This window comes from Acinetobacter sp. SWAC5 (genome assembly GCF_003419885.1).
Lineage (GTDB): Bacteria > Pseudomonadota > Gammaproteobacteria > Pseudomonadales > Moraxellaceae > Acinetobacter > Acinetobacter cumulans.
The window spans coordinates 24,163-43,241 of the sequence record NZ_QUWR01000025.1 but is presented as its reverse complement, the minus strand read 5'-3'; the positions used below and the strand labels follow the sequence as shown (position 1 = coordinate 43,241).

Below are 19,079 nucleotides of genomic sequence, written 5' to 3'. Positions count from 1 at the left end.
GATGAATATATTTCAGAAATCACTCAACGCTTGAATCATCGGCCAAGAAAAAGACTCGGCTTTAAAAGTCCGAGTCAGGTATTATGGCAACAACATGGTGTTGCACTTCAAATGCTAATCTAAGATATAAAAAAAGCCGAGTAAAATCGGCTTTTTTTATGAAATTGTCACAAATTTGAAGCATACTAAATATAGCCAGTGAATTAAGCATTTTAGTAGGGCAGATATGAATACGGCAGCGGATACAGCACTTGTAAAACCTGAATATACTTATAACGATCGCTACATTAACCGTGAGCTATCCATTTTAGATTTTCATTTGCGTGTATTGGAGCAAGCTGTTGATCCATTGCATCCTTTATTGGAGCGCATGAACTTTCTATTGATCTTCTCACGTAATCTCGATGAATTTTTTGAAATTCGTGTCGCGGGTATGATGGAGCAAATTGCTTTAGGTTTAGAGAGCCATACGCCAGATGGACTGACCCCTAAGCAAGTGCTAGATCAAATTTCAAAAACAGCGCATGCAGCCATTGAGCGTCAATATCGTATTTTAAACGAAGAAATTTTGTCTAAACTACGTGAAGAAGACATTTGCTTCTTGCGTCGTGGAGAATTAACACCTGCACAATCTGCGTGGGTAAAAAAATATTTCCAAGAGCAAGTTGCACCTGTACTTACACCCATTAGCCTTGACCCAGCGCATCCATTTCCACGCTTAGTCAACAAAAGCTTAAACTTTATTGTGACCTTGGAAGGCAAAGATGCTTTTGGTCGTCAAATTGATTTGGCAGTTGTACCTGCGCCACGTTCATTGCCACGCGTAGTCCGTTTACCTGATGAGCTTACTGGTGGGAAAGAACATCATGTGATGCTGTCAGCAATTATTCATGAGCATGTTTCGGATTTATTCCCAGGCATGACGGCAACAGGTTGTTATCAATTCCGTGTAACACGTAATGCCGACTTAGCATTAAATGAAGATGTAGAAGATTTGGCGAAAGCTTTAAAAGGTGAACTTTCTTCGCGTCGCTTTGGTCGTGCTGTGCGTTTGGAAGTAACTGAAAACTGCCCAGAACACATTTACCAATATTTACTAGAAGAATTCGATTTAGAAGATGAACAACTTTACAAGGTCGATGGTCCAGTCAACCTCGCACGCTTACTTTCAAATTTTAAGCGCCCACATTTGCGTTATGAGTCACATACACCAGTAATTCCAAAGGTGCTGAAAAAGTCTGAAAATATTTTCAGTGCGATGCAGAAGCAAGACATTTTGCTTCATCATCCGTTTGAATCTTTTGCACCCGTAATTAACCTACTACGTGAGGCAGCACGCGATCCACAAGTGCTTGCAATCAAACAAACTTTATACCGTAGCGGTGCAGATTCTGAAATTGTACAAGTACTGGCAGAAGCAGCACGTAATGGTAAAGAAGTCACCGCAGTGATTGAGTTACGAGCACGCTTTGATGAAGAGTCAAATATTGCTGTGGCAAATGTTTTGCAAGAAGCAGGCGCGGTAGTCGTATATGGCATAGTGGGCTATAAAACCCATGCCAAAATGATTTTAGTGGTACGCCGTGAAAATAATAAATTAGTGCGCTATGTCCATTTGGGTACGGGTAACTACCATGCGGGGAATGCGCGTATTTATACCGACTATGGCTTACTCACCACCGACAAAGAATTGTGTGAAGATGTGCATCGTATCTTTCAAGAATTGACGGGCATGGGCAAGATGGCGAAGCTGAAAAAGCTTTTACATGCACCATTTACATTGCACGCACAATTGGTCAATTTTATTGATGATGAAATTGCCAATGCAAAAGCTGGTAAAGCTGCACAAATTATTGTGAAAGTGAATGCGCTGACCGAAGTACAGTTAATTAATAAATTATATGAGGCATCTCAAGCTGGAGTGCAAATTGATTTAATTATTCGTTCGATCTGTTGCTTACGCCCAGGCTTACCAGGCTTGTCTGAAAACATTCGTGTACGTTCGATTGTGGGGCGTTTCTTAGAACATACGCGTGTGTATTATTTTAGCAATAATGGCGATGCACGCATTTATGCATCGAGCGCAGATTGGATGGACCGTAACTTATTTAATCGTGTAGAAGCTTGTTTCCCAATTGAAGATGCAGCCTTAAAAAAACGTATCTATCAGCAAGGTTTGGTGAACTATTTAAAGGACAATCAACAAGCATGGTTACTGCAAGGCAATGGTGAGTGGGTACGTGCACAGGTCAATGAAAATGAAACCTTACACAATGCTCAACGAGAGTTATTAAATGCAATTAAATAAATAGCATTTATTCATCTCTTTTGGGTTTTAAGTTATACGCCTGATGCACAGCATCAGGTTTTTTTATGCCATCGTTTTTCGTCTTATATAAAAAGGCAACAGGACAGACGATGTTTACGGTATGGCTATTGCCTTTTAGTGATAATACAAACTAACCTTCCGCAGGATTTGTTTAATCAGACTACTGACTTGAGCAGGAGAAAGTTGAAGTAGTGATGCGGTTTGTTCCAGCGTTTGTGTGTGTGCAAACTGCTGCAAAATTTGAATTTCAATTGGCGAATACGCGATAGCTGAAGTAGCAAGCGCAGTTGCATGTGTCTGCGCGATTTGAGTAGGTGGGGTTAAGTGTGTATTAAGCAGATAACTTGCCAACTCAGGATGTAAAATAGCACCTCCACGTAAAATAATACGAATATGCTCAGCAAGTTGTTCAGATTCACTGGTATTGAGTAAATAAGCATTTGCCCCAAATTTGAGTGCCTGTAAGATTTCTTCACCCTGAATGGATGAATGTAAGCTGATCAAATGAGCTTCAGGATGGATTTTGCGTGTAGTTTGTAAAAAGACTAAATCTTCAAAATTTTCAACAGAGCATAAAATTAAATTTGGAAGATGTTGTTCAATCAGTTGCGTTGCAATGCTTAAATCTGTGCTATGCAAAATAAGATCTTCGGGATAGCCCAAGTTCACAAGTATTGTATGTATGTGTGTGTGCGGCATATTTGGATGTTGATGAATAATCAACACGGGTACCGGTAAACTTAGAATTGAAATCATTATATAGCTCTAAATATTTAAATAAAAATAACCGTAAATTAAAATCAGTATTTCAATGTTTTTATATTGAGTTACTGTGCCTTAAAAAAATGCAGTCGCATATACCTAGAAATGGTGATTTTAAGGGGAAGTTATAATTAAGTATTTGTAGAGCAATTGATATTTTCATTTTTTTAACGCTATGTTGGTTTTGGGTGTAAATGTTTTTGTTTATGTTACAAATATCTATTGCAGTTATTTTTATGTTATTTTTCATTGTAAAATAATAAAATTTACTACATTGGGTTAAAATAAAAAGAATATATACATTAAATGTGTGAGCGGTATATAAATGAGTTTTTTCTAAGTTTTTTTGAGCAGCGTGGGGCTGATCGGGTGGACTTAATGGTTCACTAAAATTTATCATTTGGCAAATTTTTAAAAACTCAGAAAGTGTGATTAATGTCACGTAAATTAATCAACTTTATGATATTAGACGATTATTTGTTATAAAAAATAATATTTCTTTGCAAAAATACCCAAAAATAGGGATAGGCAATTACAAACGCTAATCTTAATATAAACACATCTTCAAACTGATCTGGCTAGTGAGAAGATTTCTAAAGGAAGTAGATGATATTTCATTTATGTATTACCTTATTTAGGGCAACCATTTTGGATTGCCCTTTTCTTTTTTTTAATATTAAAAAATAAAATAGCGTTGCTTTAGGGGGAGTTTTAACCATTCTCAGCTAAGTGTTTTGCAGAAGAAAATGAAGTCTTTATCTTGCGATTATCAATGAAATATTTGCTTTAACATAACTGAATTGAAGTATATGTCCGTATATAACTAATTTGGTTTCATACTTCTCACGATGTTAATTCCCTGCGATGCTATTGAGCGAGTCGCGACTGAATACCAAGACAAAACTAAAAAAAAAACTGTATCTAGCTTATTCTTGCAATAGTTAGCAAAGGAGCTGAGTAGCGCCTAAGGTGGTGATCGTCTGCTTTGCATGGGTGGGGACAGGGCAATAAAAAACCTGAGCTTATTACACTTTCCCATATAGGACGGATAATAAAACTCAGGCGATGCGCGAATACTTAGCTAAGTTTCAACTTAGTGTAAGTTCTGCGTAATTTTTTGCAAAATTTGAAGTAAAACGTCAAATTCACTTTGTAGCGGTGTACTTTTACGTGTAACCAATGCCAACGTACGGCTAGGACCAGCTTCAATTGGTTTTACAACCAAATCTGGGTTCGCTTTAATCATATTGGTATGCAGTGCAATTTCTGGCAACAAGGTGAAACCAAGATTAGCAGAGACCATTTCAACCAAAGTTGGTAATGAACTTGCTTTTAAGCGATGGTCATTTTTACGTTCACCAATTGGGCATGCGCTGAGTGCATGATCACGTAAGCAATGGCCTTCTTCTAAAAGCATTAAGCGAGAAAGGTCTAAATTATCTAAAGAGCTTGCATGCGCAGCATTTTGGTCGGCTTTGTGGTAAACCAAATATAGATTTTCTTTCGCAATTTCTGCAACTTTTAAGCTACGTGTATCGAAAGGCAGGGCAAGAACAACCATATCGAGGTTGCCATGCTCTAAACGTTCAACAATTTTTTCACTTTGCGCTTCATGCAAATGCAATTGAATTTTAGGCAATTGTTTATGCACTTCATCTAGCAATTGAGCAAGAATGAAAGGTGCAATGGTTGGAATAACCCCAAGGTGCAGATCACCAGTGAGCGGTTCGCTCATTTCACGGCTTAATCGCATTAAGTCTTGTGCATCGGCCAATAAAACACGAGCTCGACCAACAACTTGTTCACCAAGTGGTGTTAAACGTACATTTTGGCGGTCACGTTCTACCAGAACACCACCAAGAAGGCGCTCTAGTTCCATGATACCCCCAGAAAGGGTAGACTGAGTGACGAACGAACGGCGCGCAGCTTCTGTAAAATGCAGCGTTTCTGACAGCGTTACAAGATATGACAGCTGTCTTAGAGATGGTAATGCAGCCATAGTGTCCTAATGTTTATGATTTAAAGTGATCAGCAAATAACCCGCTAAGATATGGAATAAAATGCGGTGGGATATCATGCCCCATTCCATCAATTAATTCAAATTTTGCGCCAGAAATTGCTTTAGCAACTGCCTTACCATGGCTAGGGGGTAACAAGCGATCTTTAGAGCCATGAACCACCAGCGTCTTGTGATCGATTTGTTGATCTAGTTTAAGCAAGGAGCCTGTACATAATATTGCTAAAAACTGTTGAAGTACACCCGCTGGATAATAACTTCGTTGATATAACTTACGAGCGGTCTGAATTGCTTCTAAATGATTGACATATCCAGGGGAGCCAATAATTTTAAAAACTTTCAGACTATGATTCACAATGCCTTCTTCATCTGAAGATTCAGGCTTACCAATTAAGCTAAAAAGTTGCTTTGGAAAGGGTGGGGGTAATAAAGGCTGGTTGTTACTGGTAAACATCAAGCCCAGTTTTTGTACTTTATCAGGGTGCTGTGCTGCTAATATTTGTGCAATCATGCCCCCCATAGATGCACCAATCACATGAACTTTGTCTAAGCCTAAACGTTCAATGAGCAGAGCTGCATCATTGGCCATATCATATAAATTATAGGGTGAGCCTTGATTGTCTAAACCCAGTGCGAATCGACCCATCAGTTTGAGTGTATTTAAGCGTGGGCCTTTGTTTCGAATTTTTGAGGATAAGCCGATATCGCGATTATCGTAACGGATAATGCGATAACCTTGATCAATCAAAGATTTGCAGAAAAAATCGGGCCAATACAACATTTGTGCGCCCAAACCCATAATCAATAATAGAGTGGGGTGTTCAGGATTGCCTCCAACTTCGACATGTAATTCAATGCCATTACCTAAATCCACTTTTGTTTCATGCATAAATGGTGTGTAAGGCGAAGGTTGGTATTGCAGGGCACTATTCATTTTTATTTTCCTGAAAAACTGAACGCTTCAATGCGTGAAGCGTTCATGTATTTAAACCTTAAACTGAAGCAGGAATCAAGTCAGGAACTAACTTGGTCAGACTAAGTCGTTGCTTGGCAGCCGTTGCGCCCAGCAATACAAAACCACGCAGTGTGCCCTCATTATCCAGTGCTTTAGATAGCATGCCATCTTCAAATTCTTCGGTTTCCCACTGAACTTCTACATTTAAAGGTGCAGGTAAAACAGTTAATGGCGCAGCTGGCGTTTTTACAGCAACTGGCATAGCAGGATAGTGCACAGCTGTTGTTTCACCATTTAAGGTTTTTGCTAATGCGCGAGCTTGTTGCATGATTGGCATGACATAAGGCAACAGCAAACCATTAACTTCTGCGCAGTCGCCTAAAGCATAAATGCTGGCTTGATTGGTTTCTAAGTGGCCATTGGTCACAATGCCACGGCTGGTCTGAATGTTCGCTTCTGCAGTCAATGCAAGATTCGGTTGTAAGCCAATTGCAGACAAGACCGCATCCGCTGTAAAGCTTTGACCATTTGCCAAAGCGACGCTATATGATCCATCGGCATTTTTGGCAACTTTTTCAACTGTAGTGCCTAAGACAAATTGAATCCCTGTAGATGACAGCTTGTCTTTAAAAGATTCCGCAACGTGTGTCGGCAACAAACGACCTAAAGGCAGTGGTGCTAAGTCTACAACCGTAACGTCATGGCCTGTATTTTGTAAATCGTTGGCAAATTCACAGCCAATTAAACCTGCGCCTAGAATCACTACACGTTTGTCTTGACGTTGATCTAAGCAGGCACGGAATGATTTGTACTCGCTTAAGCTGTTTACGGTATGAATGTCATCGCTACCATCACCAGCAATGGCTAAGCGAATGGCATGTGCCCCCACGGCAAGCACGAGCTGAGAATAGGCTTGAGTTGAAGCTTCACCTTGAGTATTTTCAAGTTGAATTTCCTGAACTGCCGTATCAATGTTTTTAACCCAAGTATGATTCACAATGCGCATATTGAGCTGTGTTGCCATTTTTTCAGCATCGCCAAGTGCAATTTGTTCGGGTGCTTTTTTGAGTGCAAATGCATTGGATAGGGTCGGTTTTGCATAATTGGCTGCATCGTCAGCACAAATCATAACCAGTTCTTGTTCTGTATTTAGCTTGCGAAATTCACGTGCAGCAGCATAACCAGCCATACCTGAACCAATAATGACAATTGGGTGCATACTCGACTCCAAAGAGATTTTATTTTATTAAAGACGTAAAAAAAGACCATAAGCTTATGGTCTTTTTAAAGATGTATCAGATCTCAACCATTTCAAAATCGGCTTTTGACACGCCACAGTCAGGGCAAGTCCAATCGTCTGGAATATCTTCCCATTTTGTACCTGCGACGATACCGTCTTGAGGCCAACCTTCTGCTTCGTCATAAATCCATCCACAAACGATGCATTGATACTTTTTCATTTGATTCTCCAAAAACCGACCGTATGTATAAACAGTCAGAAATACTCAATCTACTGCAAGACTCTAATAATTTGACTTTAAACAGCATAAACTTCGGTTAAATTTTTACGCAGTTCCGAGCATAAAGTAAAGTGCATAAGAGTTTAAACAGTGAAATTAAAAGCAGAATGTCAGCCGAGGACAGAAATTGTCATTAAACCCATCAGTCATCGTTTCAAGTTTTGTGTTTTTCTAACTTAGCAAGTCGTATAAATCATGCGATTGATCGCACTTTTATCGATCACCATCTTATATAGGATGTACTGGATTAAAACTTTGGCTTTTTAGACTAAAGCCGTGTATGAAAAAAGCTGATTATTCGTTAAATTATAATTAGAAGAATATATACTGAATATTTTTTAAATAAATGTTTTATTATAAAACAATAAGTTAGTTTGTTTTTAGGTGTTTTTGACTTGAGTTGAAATTGTATATTGACTATTCATTTTGTTGAATAAGCGTTAAAATTCACGCATTCCTTATTTATTTTTAAATTTCTCCTATGAGCAACTCGTCTACTGCATTGTGGTCACACATTCGTTCGGTCCAAGATTTTCCAAAACCTGGTATTTGCTTCTTCGATTTAACACCGTTGTTCTTAACACAAGTGGGTCCGTTGACGGATGCGCTCATCGCGAGTATTCCTGCAGAACAATTGGCAGCAGTAGATAGCTTTATTGCAGTAGAAGCACGTGGTTTTGTTTTAGCAAGCTTGTTGGCACAGCGTACTGGCAAGGGCCTTATCTTAGTACGTAAAGCTGGCAAGTTACCACCGCCAGTTGTTGGTGTGGGTTATAGCTTAGAATATGGTATGGACCGTTTAGAAATGTCTGCTGAAATTCAAGCGCAAAAAGTGATTATTGTGGATGATGTTTTGGCTACTGGTGGCACCTTAAAAGCGGTTAAACAGTTGGCTGAAAAATGTAATCACGAAATTTTAGGTGCGAGCATTTTCTTAGATCTTCCTGACTTACACCAAGATTTGGGTATGAAGATCTGGACAGTATTAGATGATAAATCTAAGCCTGAGGCAGATGCTGCTTAATGAAGTATTGATTTGAATCAGTCAATCAAAGCCTTGCTCATGCAAGGCTTTTTTTTGCCCAGCACAGAGTTTTGATGTATATGCCCAATCGTGTTGAACTATGCGTTTTTGCATAGCATAAAAAGGCCTTTTTATATCGCCTGAGCCAACAAGATTATTTTTGGCGCTGTGTCGTTTCAATTTGTTGAATGAGTGCATTAATACATTCAGGATGTGCTAGGCGATGGTGCCCACCTGTATATGTTTCAACTTGCATAAAATCTTCTAATTGGTGTTTAACTTCGTACATATCTAGAATTTCATCACCCAGCTCCAAATAAGCGAGTTGTGGAATATCATGGTCTAAATCGTAATCGCTAATCGCAGGGTAGTCATCACGGAAATTTGGCTTAAGACTTGGATTGGCGATAACACAGGGAATGTGATGAGCATGTGACATTTTTAAAGCCCAATAGCCCCCTAAACTATGTCCCACAATAATTTTAGGTTGAATTTTTTGAATAATATCGTGATAAAAGTCAGCCACTGTCCGAAAATTTAGGTTTCGGTAGTCGATATTGATGCAGTACTTTTGTTCGGCATCAATTGCATGGAATTTTGTAGATTCTTTTGAGGAATCAAGTCCATGCAAAAACAGAATTTTAGATACACAAGAAGTCATTTTTTTTGTTCGCACTGAATTTTTTTAAAATGTCTGGCAATTGAAAATAATGTAATTTTCAATCAATACGATTGACTTATTGTAGGGCTTAATCACAAAAAGATAATTTAGCTATTGGTCTAATCTACTAAGGGATAAGTCATAAGTAGATCATCTTTATCAATATTTTAGGTTGGCTTAACACTGAGTGAAATAGTGATGTACGCCAACAACTTGCTGAGCTAGTGAGATGTATGATGAAGAATTGATAAAAGGTTTATGGTTGCATTAGAGCGTTGTTTTAATGCGTAGGTGAAGAGGGTAAGTCAGCCTTTGGACTGTGCAATTACCGATAGTTGTAAAAGTTGGCTCAGGACTAAAAAAATGGCCATAGTAGCTTAAAAGTGCGGAGCAGAGTGAAAGCACATTGAAATTCACAGAGATTCTTCGAATTTTTCTCTATTTCTGCTATGCTATGCAACTTCTTATTTATTTGATCATATTCGAGGCAGAGATGACGCAAAATAACGCTCAATCGACTTCTGAACAACACATTTCCGAAAACGATTTAATTGCACAGCGTCATGCCAAGTTAAAGCAAATTGAAGAACAGGCAAAGGAAAAGGGTACAAGCCCTTGGCCAAATACGTTTAAACGTGAGCACTACGCACAAGACTTACAAGACCAATTTGCAGACGTATCGAAAGAAGATATCGAAGCGGGTGAAAAGGTGTATGTATCTGTAGCGGGTCGTGTAATGTTGAACCGTGGTTCATTCATTGTGATTCAAGATATGACAGGTCGTATCCAGTTATATGTTGCACGTAAAGAGCTTGCACCTGAAGTATTGGAAACAATCAAAGGTTTAGATCTTGGCGATATCATCGCAATTAAAGGTTATGTGGGTCGCTCTGGTAAAGGTGATCTTTATGTACATATCGAACATTTCGAATTATTAACAAAATCATTACGCCCACTTCCTGATAAGTTCCATGGTCTAACTGACACGGAAGTAAAGTATCGTAAGCGCTACTTAGACTTAATCGTAAACGAAGAAACACGTAAAACTTTTGAAATTCGTGCAAAAGTAGTGTCAGGTATTCGTGCATATTTAACCAATGAACGCTTCATGGAAGTTGAAACTCCAATGATGCATGTGATTCCAGGTGGTGCATCTGCACGTCCATTTGAAACACATCATAATGCATTGGATATGCCGCTATTCTTACGTATTGCACCTGAGCTTTATTTAAAGCGTTTGGTTGTTGGTGGTTTTGAACGTGTATTCGAAATTAACCGTAACTTCCGTAACGAAGGTGTTTCTACACGTCATAACCCTGAATTCACTATGATTGAATTCTATCAAGCTTATGCAGATTATAAAGACTTGATGGAACTCACTGAAAAAATGCTTGAGAAACTGGCAATCGACATTTTAGGTTCTACAGATGTTCCTTATGGCGAAGAAGTGTATAGCTTCAAAGGTCCATACAAAAAAATCTCGATGTTTGATGCGATTCTTGAACACAACCCAAGCTTTACTGCTGAAAATGTCGCTGACCGTGAATTCCTTGCAAACTTTGTTCGTGAAGAACTTAAAGAACAAGTAAAACCTGGTTTTGGTTTAGGCAAACTTCAAACGATTGTATTTGAAGAAACTGTTGAAACTCAATTACGTCAACCGACTTTCATTACTGAATATCCTGCGGAAACTTCTCCATTGGCTCGTCGTAACGATGACAACCCGCATATCACAGACCGTTTTGAATTCTTCATTGGTGGTCGTGAACTTGCAAATGGTTTCTCAGAGTTAAATGACCCAATTGACCAAGCAGAACGCTTCCAAGCACAAGTTGCTGAAAAAGATGCAGGTGATGATGAAGCGATGCATTACGATGCAGATTTCGTTGAAGCATTAGAATATGGTTTGCCTCCTACAGCTGGCCAAGGTATTGGTATTGACCGTTTAGTCATGCTGTTTGCGAATGCACCAAGTATTCGTGATGTGATTTTGTTCCCACACATGCGTCATAAAAATGCTTAAGTGATAAAAACTGAGTGTTAAAAAAACCCGCTTTATAGCGGGTTTTTTTATGCAAGCAGTTTTAAAAAAAATTGTGTTGTTTTTTATTGGTGATTAAACAAAATTGAAAAAATCATAAAAAGAATAGTTTAATCATGTTTTTAAATATATCTGTTGGTTATTTTATTGTAAATATTCTTTAAGAAATGATTATTTTTCACGAGAATAATTTAAGAATTAAGGTTGAATTAAGTATTAGAATTTAAGAGAGAAGGTTTGAAAATTGTAAATAAGCGCTGTTTGTCATTTTGGCTGTTGAGTATGTGTGTAGCACCTGTTTGGGCGCAAGGCTTGGTTTTAAATGATGAATCATTGCGTACTGATTTGAATTGGCTTAATCAGCAAGGGGTAATTCAAATCAGTACATCGACTTGGCCCTTAAGTGGAGATGAGGTGCAGCGTGCTTTAGCGTCTGCCAAAGTGAGTACTGTTGCACAGCAAAAAGTGATTCAATCGATCAAAAGTCAATTGACTGCAAACAATACATTATTAAAAGCGGAAGTGTTTGCTGAGTCAGATCAAAAAAATATCCCACAAAACTTTGATGATCATCAAAAAGCTCAGTTTCAAGCGGCTGTAGAATTGAATGCTGGTAGTCAAAATTGGGATGCACGTTTACGTGTAAATGCTGAAACAAACCGTCAATGTTGAAGGTTCATATCTTGCAGGCAAACTTTGGAATCAATGGTTGATTGCAGGTCAGATCCTAACTTACTGGGGGCCAGGGCATGACGGTAGTTTGATCCGTGGTGATGCAAGTCGGCCTGTTTATGGTTTTACTGCGCAGCGTGCCACACAAAGTGCTTTTGACAGCAAGTGGTTGTCATGGGTTGGGCCTTGGCAATATCAAGTTTTTGCTGGACGTTTAGATGATTATCGCGCTATTCCAGATACTAATTTAATTGGTATGCGTTTAACAGCACAACCATTGCCTTATCTAGAGTTTGGTGCATCTAGAACGCTTCAGATTGGGGGTAAAGGTCAGCCTAAGTCATTTAATGCGTACTGGAATGCAATTATTGGTAAAGATAATGACTGTACTGATGGTAATTGTGTAAATGATAAAAATGCATCAAATCAGATTGCTGGTTTTGATGGTCGTTTAAATTTACAGAAGCTGATGAATGTGCCGATGAGTCTGTATAGTCAATATGTTGGTGAAGATGAGTCTGGCTTACTGCCAGCGAAAAAAATGTATCTTGCAGGTGCTGATTATTCTTCATCAATGAAGGATATGCCTTATCAGCTTTATGCAGAGTGGGCTGATACGCGTACTAATGGTGATGCTCGAGGTATTTCATATAATCATCATAATTATAAGGATGGCTACTACCAACATGGTTTCCCATTGGGTCATGCCATGGGTGGTGATGGTCAAATGGTATCTACTGGTGGTAGTGTGACGATTAATTCAGCCAATCGTGTGAATGGACGTGTGTTATTTGCCAAACTTACTGGCAGTGAACGAGGTGCAAAAAATAATTTAGCTTTCCCAGAAAAGGATGAAGTTAATGCACTTGATTTAACTTGGACGCATCAGCTACGTACTGATATTCCTGTCAAATTGAATGGTTGGCTCAGTGATTCTGATCGTCGTGGTACAGATGCTGGGGTGTCTTTGGGGATAGAGTTTCCATTAAATTAATATCTGATTCAGTTATGAATTGAAGAAAGCCCACTTAATTGTGGGTTTTTTAATATGGCTTAATGTGAAATATTTGGTTGAATACATGATTTTTGGACAAAAAAATACGCAATGATTGGGGTTGTCATTGCGTATAACAACGAAACTACTCGCGTAGTCTCGGTAAAGGAAAAATGTATGACTTAGGGTTTCCTAAAACATGAGTAGATCATAAAACGAAAGTGTGGATCATTCATGAGTATTCGAGTTACGCGATGTTACGAAGCGTTAAGAATGCGCACTTTGTGTGACTGATGTCAAAGAATTTGTATAAAAAAAGCCCTTCATCAAAGAAAGGCTTTTAATTTGCGATGAAAATTCTTAGAAATGGAATACACCAAGACCTGCTTTAACTTCATCTAGCGTTTGCTGTGTGATATCGCGACATTTGTCTGTACCATGCTTCAAAATATCCATGATGTAATCTGGATCTTTTGCAAGTTCGATACGACGCTCACGGATAGGCGTGATTAATTCTTTAAGTACACCTTCAAGACGTTTCTTCACTGTACCATCACCTAAACCACCACGACGGTAATGTTCTTTTAGTTCTTCAACTTCTTCTTTGTTTGGATCAAAGGCATCTAAATAAGTAAAGACAACGTTACCTTCTACTTGGCCTGGATCTTCAATACGAAGGTGATTTGGATCTGTATACATCGCATTAACAGCTTTTTTAATGTCTTTGTCAGATGCATCAAGCACAATAGTGTTGCCCAAAGATTTAGACATTTTAGCCTTACCATCGAAGCCAGGTAAACGACCAACATTCGATAAGAGTGCTTTACATTCTGGCAGTAAGTCATGACCAATTTGACGGTTCAAACGACGAACAATTTCATTGGTTTGTTCAATCATTGGAATTTGGTCTTCACCTACAGGCACAATGCTGGCTTTAAACGCAGTAATGTCGGCAGCTTGAGCAACTGGATAGCATAAGAAGCCTGCTGGAATATCACGCTCAAATCCACGCATTTGAATTTCAGATTTAATGGTCGGGTTACGTTCTAAACGTGAAACCGTTACAAAATTTAAATACAGCATGGTAAGTTCATTTAATGCTGGTAAGCATGATTGAACACAAATTGTTGTTTTAGTAGGGTCAATGCCGACTGCCAAATAATCGGTTGCAACTTCAATAATATTGCGACGTACTTTTTCGAAATTATCGGCATTATCAGTCAGCGCTTGAGCATCAGCCAATAACAGGTGTTGGTGATGCGAATCTTGTAAGCCTACACGTGAACGTAAAGAACCTACAAAGTGACCGAGGTGAAGTTGTCCTGTTGGTCGGTCGCCAGTCAAAATCACTGGACGGTTATCTTGATTGCTCATTATCTATTCCATCTTTGCAGCCAGCGCTGCTGTACATTTTTAACGAATGGCAACATTGTACGGGATAATTTTTCAATATGTCAGCCACATTAGAAATCTGTAAAAAAATATCTAAAAAATCATCATGCAGATACATTATTTTGCGATGAAAGCGATTAAACTCATGCAAAAAATGAGGAAGAATAAAAATGGCCAGTAGTTTGTTGTTATTGCTAGATGATATTGCCACGGTTTTAGATGATGTTGCGGTCATGAGTAAAATGGCAGCCAAAAAAACGGCTGGCGTATTAGGGGATGACCTAGCCTTAAATGCCCAGCAAGTCAGTGGTGTGCGTTCAGAGCGTGAATTACCTGTGGTTTGGGGTGTTGCAAAAGGTTCATTTGTTAATAAATTAATCTTGGTGCCCTTAGCGCTTTTAATCAGTGTGATTGCACCGTGGCTGATCAATCCTTTGCTGATGATCGGTGGTTTATTTTTATGCTATGAAGGTGTAGAGAAGGTTATTCATAGTCTATTTCATAAAAAAGCAAAAACAGCAGAAGATGCACAACAGGAGCTGGAAAATACTGAAATTGATTTGGCTACATTTGAAAAAGACAAAATAAAAGGGGCGATTCGTACCGACTTTATTTTGTCCGCTGAAATTGTAGTGATTTCCTTGGGTACTGTTGCGACCGCAACATTTTTGACCAAGCTAAGTGTACTCAGTGTGATTGCAGTCATTATGACTGTGGGTGTTTATGGTTTTGTGGCAATGATTGTAAAAATTGATGATTTAGGGCTTTATCTGACTCAGAAACCCTCAGCATTTAAAAATACAATTGGCCGAGGATTACTGGCATTTGCGCCAAAGTTAATGAAGACGCTTACGATTGTGGGAACCATCGCGATGTTTTTAGTGGGTGGTGGTATTATTAATCATGCTGTGCCTTGGATGCATCATTTTACAGAGGATGCAGTACAATTTGCACAGGAGCTCCCAACTATGTCGAGTATTATCGGTGCAATAACACCCACGGCAATTAACTTGGTGACAGGTATTGTGGCAGGTCTCTTGGTCTTGTTGGTTGTTCATCTGATTGGGAAAGTTCGACATAAAAGCACCTAGACCCAAATGAAAGAATAGGCTTAACATAACCAAAATAGCTGAATAGGGAGATTGAGATGCGTTGGAAAGGTCGCCGAGTCAGTGCAAATGTAGAAGACCGTCGTGGTGGCGGTGGTGCGAAAGCGGGTGGGATTAGTATCCTTGGTTTAGTTGTGGCTTTTGTTGCGTGGAAGTTTTTTGGTGTTGACCCTCAGCAGGCTTATCAAGCAACCAAGCAAGTTACACAGCAGGCATCGTCTGCGGAAACCAAAGGTTTGGATAATCCTACACCTGATCAGCAAGAAGCTATGCAATTTGTGGGTACTGTGCTTGCAGATACTGAAGATACATGGAATGAAATATTTAAACAGCAGTTGAATGCACAATATACGCCACCTAAATTGGTGATGTTTAATGGTGTAGTGAACTCAGGCTGTGGTACTGCACAAGCTGCAATGGGGCCATTTTATTGTCCTGCAGATCAAAAAGTTTATATAGATACAGCATTCTTTAAAGATATGCGCACGCAAATGGGTATTTCGGGTGAGCAAAATAACACTGAACTGAGTCGTGATGATCAGGCTGGAGATTTTGCACAAGCATACGTGGTTGCTCATGAAGTTGGTCATCATATACAAACACTTTTAGGTGTTTCTCAGCAGGTGCAGCAAGCACGTGCCAAAGCAACGAAAGTACAAGGTAATCAGTTGTCCGTTCGTCAAGAATTACAAGCAGATTGTTTCGCAGGAATTTGGGCAAATCACAACAATGCGCGTACGCAATTTTTAGAATCAGGTGATGTCGAAGAAGCGATGGATGCTGCACATAAAATTGGTGATGATTATTTGCAAAAAAGCGCAACGGGCCAAGTGGTACCAGACAGTTTTACCCATGGTACTAGTCAACAGCGGATGAAATGGTTTGACATTGGTTTAAAGTCAGGTCGAATTGACAGTTGCGATACGTTTAATCAAGCAATTTAAACAAGTTTTATTGCATCAAAAAAAGACTTTCCTCTTTTCTTTTTTTGATGCTGATCTAGATTTTGATTTTAAAGACATGTTTATTTATTTAAGAATTTCTTGAAATTAACTAAAATTCGGAAGCTAACAAATAGGGCTGCGCACGAAAATAATCCAATCCCAAACACTGTATATTTTAAATTATTTATGTCTTGTTGATATGCTTGTTGTATTTGGGCTTGATCGTATTTGAATTCCTGAGAGTGTTGTGTGCGACTATCCGTATATTTAACTTGATGAATATAGAAGTTGTAGCCTACTTTTAGTAAATCGACTTGATGAATCTGTCGGGTTTGTTGCTGGTTGTATTGATCTGTACAAATATTTGCATAGTGCTCGCAACTAATTTTGGCAATATAACCATTTTGCGCAATCGCAATATATATAGCTGGGTCTGGTTTTTGATTGTTAGAAATTAACACCAATTGCTCTTTCTTTGTGGAAACCAAATGAATCGTTTGAGCATTTTGAAATGTTTGATCAGCTAAACGTATTTCATTTAATTTTGAGATACACGTCCAGACCAAAGAGATGGTGATGAAAAAAATAACAGCCGCGAAACACATGCGGAAAACAGTTTTTACAGTAAGGTGCATAAGATCATCACAACAAGCAGTTTAAACCATAAGACACTAAACCTATGGCAGTTACTTTATGGTAAAACATTCTGTATGAAATAGTGAAATAAACTGAATTGCTACACGAAAATAGTCGCGATTTGAGTACAATATTTACAATCTAAATGAGTTGCTGTTAGGTATTTTTTATTTAAATATATAATTTGAATTTGCTCATTAGCACTCAGGCTCAAAGAATTGGATGAGGAATGGGAAACTTTTTTTTCTTACAGGTATTTACTGTAATTTTTGCACTCTCAATTGCAACTACAATTTTTAATAAGCGGATCTTGGGCTTTCCACAAGCCATTGGTGTGCCTATTGTTTCAGCAATTTTTGTCTTTATTTTACAGTGGGGCGCAAGCCTGCTGAATGGTAATCAATTTGTGGTCATCAATATTCATAATATTGAGGAAGCAGTTCGACATATTGATTTTTATGACTTTTTAATTAATGGTGTGATCTGTTTTATTTTGACGTCTTCCGCGTTGAAATTTAAGGTCTCAGATTTACGTAGCCATTGGAAACCTATTAGTATTTTGGCCAGTATTGCGCTGGTTTTGTGTGCCACGTTCTTTGGGATGGCGCTGTATGGTTACCAATTTTTAATTGGACAGCATGTTGATTTACTGGTGCTGTTATTGCTTGGTGCTGCTTTGGGGGCGACGGATCCAATCGGGATTAAAGGCGTATTAAGTTCTGTACGTGCTCCCCATCATTTAATTGTTAAGTTGGAAGGTGAGTCACTATTTAACGATGCAATGTGTATTGCCTTATTTATGACCTTGTTAAATGTACTGCAGGGTGCGCACGTCACATTGTATGGCATTTTAAAAACCTTACTTTATGAAATTGTCGTAGCTATTATTATTGGCTGGGGTTTTGGTCAAGCCATATTGCGTATTTTACGTGGTAAGCATGAGATGGAGTCGCTGATTTTGACTACGGCCTTATTGGCCTGTGGTTCGTATTTAGTTGCATTGTTTGCTCACGCTTCTGCACCTATTGCATGTGTGATTGGTGGCTTAATTGTGGGTAACCGCTGGAAAGAGATTTTAGAAGCACGTGAAATCCGTGAAGTGAATCATTTTTGGCATACAGTTGAAGGGATTATTAACTCCTTTTTATTTACGCTTATCGGTTTAGAGCTTTTTATTTTAGATCTCAGTATTAGCTTAATTTTGGGCGGGATTGTTGCCTTCTTAATTTTGCATGCTTCACGCTTTGCTGCCAATTATCTTTCCTTTGCCTTTTTCCCAAGTTTTCGCAAAAAGAGTTACAACGGTAGTTTGGCCATATTGTCTTGGGGTGGGGTGCGTGGTGGGATTTCGCTTGCCTTAATTTTGGCGGTCGCGAACGTGCCTCAGTTAAGTGAATATAGCAGTATTTTAATTGGGTATACCTTTATTGTGGTGCTGTTATCTGGTTTGGTCTGCGGTTTAGGCCTGCCTGCGGTCATGAATGCTTTTTATCATAATCCCGATGAAGAAACCCAAGGCTTTAAAGGTTGGTATCAACGGATGTGCCATAAAATGAACCGTAAAGGTTTTCAATATGTGGTGGGTGAGGATGCATTAGGTAATGAAACGATTACCGTGTATAAGCCAGAAGCATTGATTGATGAAAAGGCTGAGGATGGTGTAGCTGCGGTACATAACCCTGAGCGTGTACAAGAAGTAAAACGCTTAGAAAACCCAGATAACTTCTAAGGATTAGTACAAATTTTACTCTGATATTTATCTTATACATTTAACCTGTATAAGAATTGCGAAAGCCAAATAAAGTATAACTTTATTTGGCTTTTTTATTATTTATGTAAAGTATTAATTTATAACCATTTGACGGAAACTTGGTATATGGCTTTCTATTTTTAAGTAAAAAGCTGGAAATTCGGTTACAAAAAAAATGTGACTCATGTCACAAAAAATAAGTTGTTGTTATTTAATGGTTATATTACAGTTTTAGGAGTGTAGACATGGCAATTAAACAATATTTTTCAAGCA

The 19,079-nt window shown here is 38.6% G+C and carries 14 protein-coding genes and 1 pseudogene; 7 read left to right on the top strand and 8 right to left on the bottom strand.

The genetic code is table 11. The features are described from left to right. Positions 1-226: 226 nt before the first annotated feature. On the top strand, positions 227-2,308 hold the full coding sequence (gene ppk1 / locus DYI81_RS15390; RefSeq protein WP_117008023.1) for a polyphosphate kinase 1: 2,082 nt from the start codon (positions 227-229) through the stop codon (positions 2,306-2,308). A 135-nt stretch (positions 2,309-2,443) separates the two neighbouring features. Here the strand turns inward: ppk1 and DYI81_RS15385 are convergent, their stop codons facing one another. The 5 genes from DYI81_RS15385 to rubA all read right to left on the bottom strand — a co-directional run bounded on the left by DYI81_RS15385 (position 2,444) and on the right by rubA (position 7,523). After that, entirely contained in the window at positions 2,444-3,085 is a 642-nt protein-coding gene (locus DYI81_RS15385; RefSeq protein ID WP_117008022.1) for a response regulator transcription factor, read from the bottom strand. Positions 3,086-4,184: 1,099 nt separating this feature from the next. Beyond that, positions 4,185-5,090: a LysR family transcriptional regulator OxyR gene (oxyR, locus tag DYI81_RS15380; protein ID WP_106985751.1), complete on the bottom strand. Its 906-nt coding sequence runs from the start codon at positions 5,088-5,090 to the stop codon at positions 4,185-4,187. Positions 5,091-5,103: 13 nt separating this feature from the next. Next, positions 5,104-6,042, bottom strand: a complete 939-nt coding sequence (gene estB / locus DYI81_RS15375) for an esterase EstB (RefSeq protein ID WP_106985750.1) — start codon at positions 6,040-6,042, stop codon at positions 5,104-5,106. Between the two features lie 58 nt (positions 6,043-6,100). After that, positions 6,101-7,282, bottom strand: coding sequence for an FAD-dependent oxidoreductase (locus DYI81_RS15370; RefSeq protein ID WP_117008021.1), 1,182 nt, complete (start codon positions 7,280-7,282; stop codon positions 6,101-6,103). A 76-nt stretch (positions 7,283-7,358) separates the two neighbouring features. Beyond that, entirely contained in the window at positions 7,359-7,523 is a 165-nt protein-coding gene (gene rubA / locus DYI81_RS15365; protein ID WP_068974687.1) for a rubredoxin RubA, read from the bottom strand. 541 nt (positions 7,524-8,064) lie between these two features. On the opposite strand from rubA, the gene DYI81_RS15360 reads away from it, so the two are divergent. Further along, positions 8,065-8,607, top strand: a complete 543-nt coding sequence (locus tag DYI81_RS15360) for an adenine phosphoribosyltransferase (protein ID WP_106985748.1) — start codon at positions 8,065-8,067, stop codon at positions 8,605-8,607. A gap of 154 nt (positions 8,608-8,761) precedes the next feature. On the opposite strand, the gene DYI81_RS15355 is transcribed toward DYI81_RS15360, so the two are convergent. Further along, positions 8,762-9,268 (bottom strand): YqiA/YcfP family alpha/beta fold hydrolase, encoded by a 507-nt coding sequence (locus tag DYI81_RS15355; RefSeq protein ID WP_117008020.1) that lies wholly within the window; start codon positions 9,266-9,268, stop codon positions 8,762-8,764. Positions 9,269-9,761: 493 nt separating this feature from the next. On the opposite strand from DYI81_RS15355, the gene lysS reads away from it, so the two are divergent. Further along, positions 9,762-11,291, top strand: coding sequence for a lysine--tRNA ligase (gene lysS / locus DYI81_RS15350; RefSeq protein ID WP_117008019.1), 1,530 nt, complete (start codon positions 9,762-9,764; stop codon positions 11,289-11,291). A 300-nt stretch (positions 11,292-11,591) separates the two neighbouring features. Beyond that, positions 11,592-12,975 (top strand): annotated as a pseudogene (locus DYI81_RS15345) (capsule assembly Wzi family protein). A gap of 360 nt (positions 12,976-13,335) precedes the next feature. On the opposite strand, the gene trpS reads toward DYI81_RS15345, so the two are convergent. Next, positions 13,336-14,349: a tryptophan--tRNA ligase gene (gene trpS / locus DYI81_RS15340; RefSeq protein WP_106985745.1), complete on the bottom strand. Its 1,014-nt coding sequence runs from the start codon at positions 14,347-14,349 to the stop codon at positions 13,336-13,338. Positions 14,350-14,537: 188 nt separating this feature from the next. Here trpS and DYI81_RS15335 point away from each other — a divergent pair, with 188 nt between their 5' ends. Further along, positions 14,538-15,458, top strand: coding sequence for a DUF808 domain-containing protein (locus tag DYI81_RS15335; RefSeq protein ID WP_117008018.1), 921 nt, complete (start codon positions 14,538-14,540; stop codon positions 15,456-15,458). A gap of 56 nt (positions 15,459-15,514) precedes the next feature. Continuing rightward, complete coding sequence (locus DYI81_RS15330; protein WP_117008017.1) at positions 15,515-16,420, top strand: neutral zinc metallopeptidase; 906 nt, start codon at positions 15,515-15,517, stop codon at positions 16,418-16,420. Between the two features lie 80 nt (positions 16,421-16,500). Here the strand turns inward: DYI81_RS15330 and DYI81_RS15325 are convergent, their stop codons facing one another. Beyond that, entirely contained in the window at positions 16,501-17,055 is a 555-nt protein-coding gene (locus DYI81_RS15325; RefSeq protein ID WP_117008016.1) for a hypothetical protein, read from the bottom strand. 230 nt (positions 17,056-17,285) lie between these two features. On the opposite strand from DYI81_RS15325, the gene DYI81_RS15320 reads away from it, so the two are divergent. After that, positions 17,286-18,785, top strand: coding sequence for a cation:proton antiporter (locus DYI81_RS15320; RefSeq protein WP_117008015.1), 1,500 nt, complete (start codon positions 17,286-17,288; stop codon positions 18,783-18,785). The last annotated feature ends 294 nt before the right edge of the window (positions 18,786-19,079 follow it).

What these genes read in the sequence shown, in the direction of transcription:
- ppk1 (WP_117008023.1), top strand. Translation starts at nt 227, where the DNA reads ATGAATACGGCAGCGGATACAGCACTTGTAAAACCTGAATATACTTAT.
- DYI81_RS15385 (WP_117008022.1), bottom strand. Translation starts at nt 3,085, where the DNA reads ATGATTTCAATTCTAAGTTTACCGGTACCCGTGTTGATTATTCATCAA.
- oxyR (WP_106985751.1), bottom strand. Translation starts at nt 5,090, where the DNA reads ATGGCTGCATTACCATCTCTAAGACAGCTGTCATATCTTGTAACGCTG.
- estB (WP_106985750.1), bottom strand. Translation starts at nt 6,042, where the DNA reads ATGAATAGTGCCCTGCAATACCAACCTTCGCCTTACACACCATTTATG.
- DYI81_RS15370 (WP_117008021.1), bottom strand. Translation starts at nt 7,282, where the DNA reads ATGCACCCAATTGTCATTATTGGTTCAGGTATGGCTGGTTATGCTGCT.
- rubA (WP_068974687.1), bottom strand. Translation starts at nt 7,523, where the DNA reads ATGAAAAAGTATCAATGCATCGTTTGTGGATGGATTTATGACGAAGCA.
- DYI81_RS15360 (WP_106985748.1), top strand. Translation starts at nt 8,065, where the DNA reads ATGAGCAACTCGTCTACTGCATTGTGGTCACACATTCGTTCGGTCCAA.
- DYI81_RS15355 (WP_117008020.1), bottom strand. Translation starts at nt 9,268, where the DNA reads ATGACTTCTTGTGTATCTAAAATTCTGTTTTTGCATGGACTTGATTCC.
- lysS (WP_117008019.1), top strand. Translation starts at nt 9,762, where the DNA reads ATGACGCAAAATAACGCTCAATCGACTTCTGAACAACACATTTCCGAA.
- trpS (WP_106985745.1), bottom strand. Translation starts at nt 14,349, where the DNA reads ATGAGCAATCAAGATAACCGTCCAGTGATTTTGACTGGCGACCGACCA.
- DYI81_RS15335 (WP_117008018.1), top strand. Translation starts at nt 14,538, where the DNA reads ATGGCCAGTAGTTTGTTGTTATTGCTAGATGATATTGCCACGGTTTTA.
- DYI81_RS15330 (WP_117008017.1), top strand. Translation starts at nt 15,515, where the DNA reads ATGCGTTGGAAAGGTCGCCGAGTCAGTGCAAATGTAGAAGACCGTCGT.
- DYI81_RS15325 (WP_117008016.1), bottom strand. Translation starts at nt 17,055, where the DNA reads ATGCACCTTACTGTAAAAACTGTTTTCCGCATGTGTTTCGCGGCTGTT.
- DYI81_RS15320 (WP_117008015.1), top strand. Translation starts at nt 17,286, where the DNA reads ATGGGAAACTTTTTTTTCTTACAGGTATTTACTGTAATTTTTGCACTC.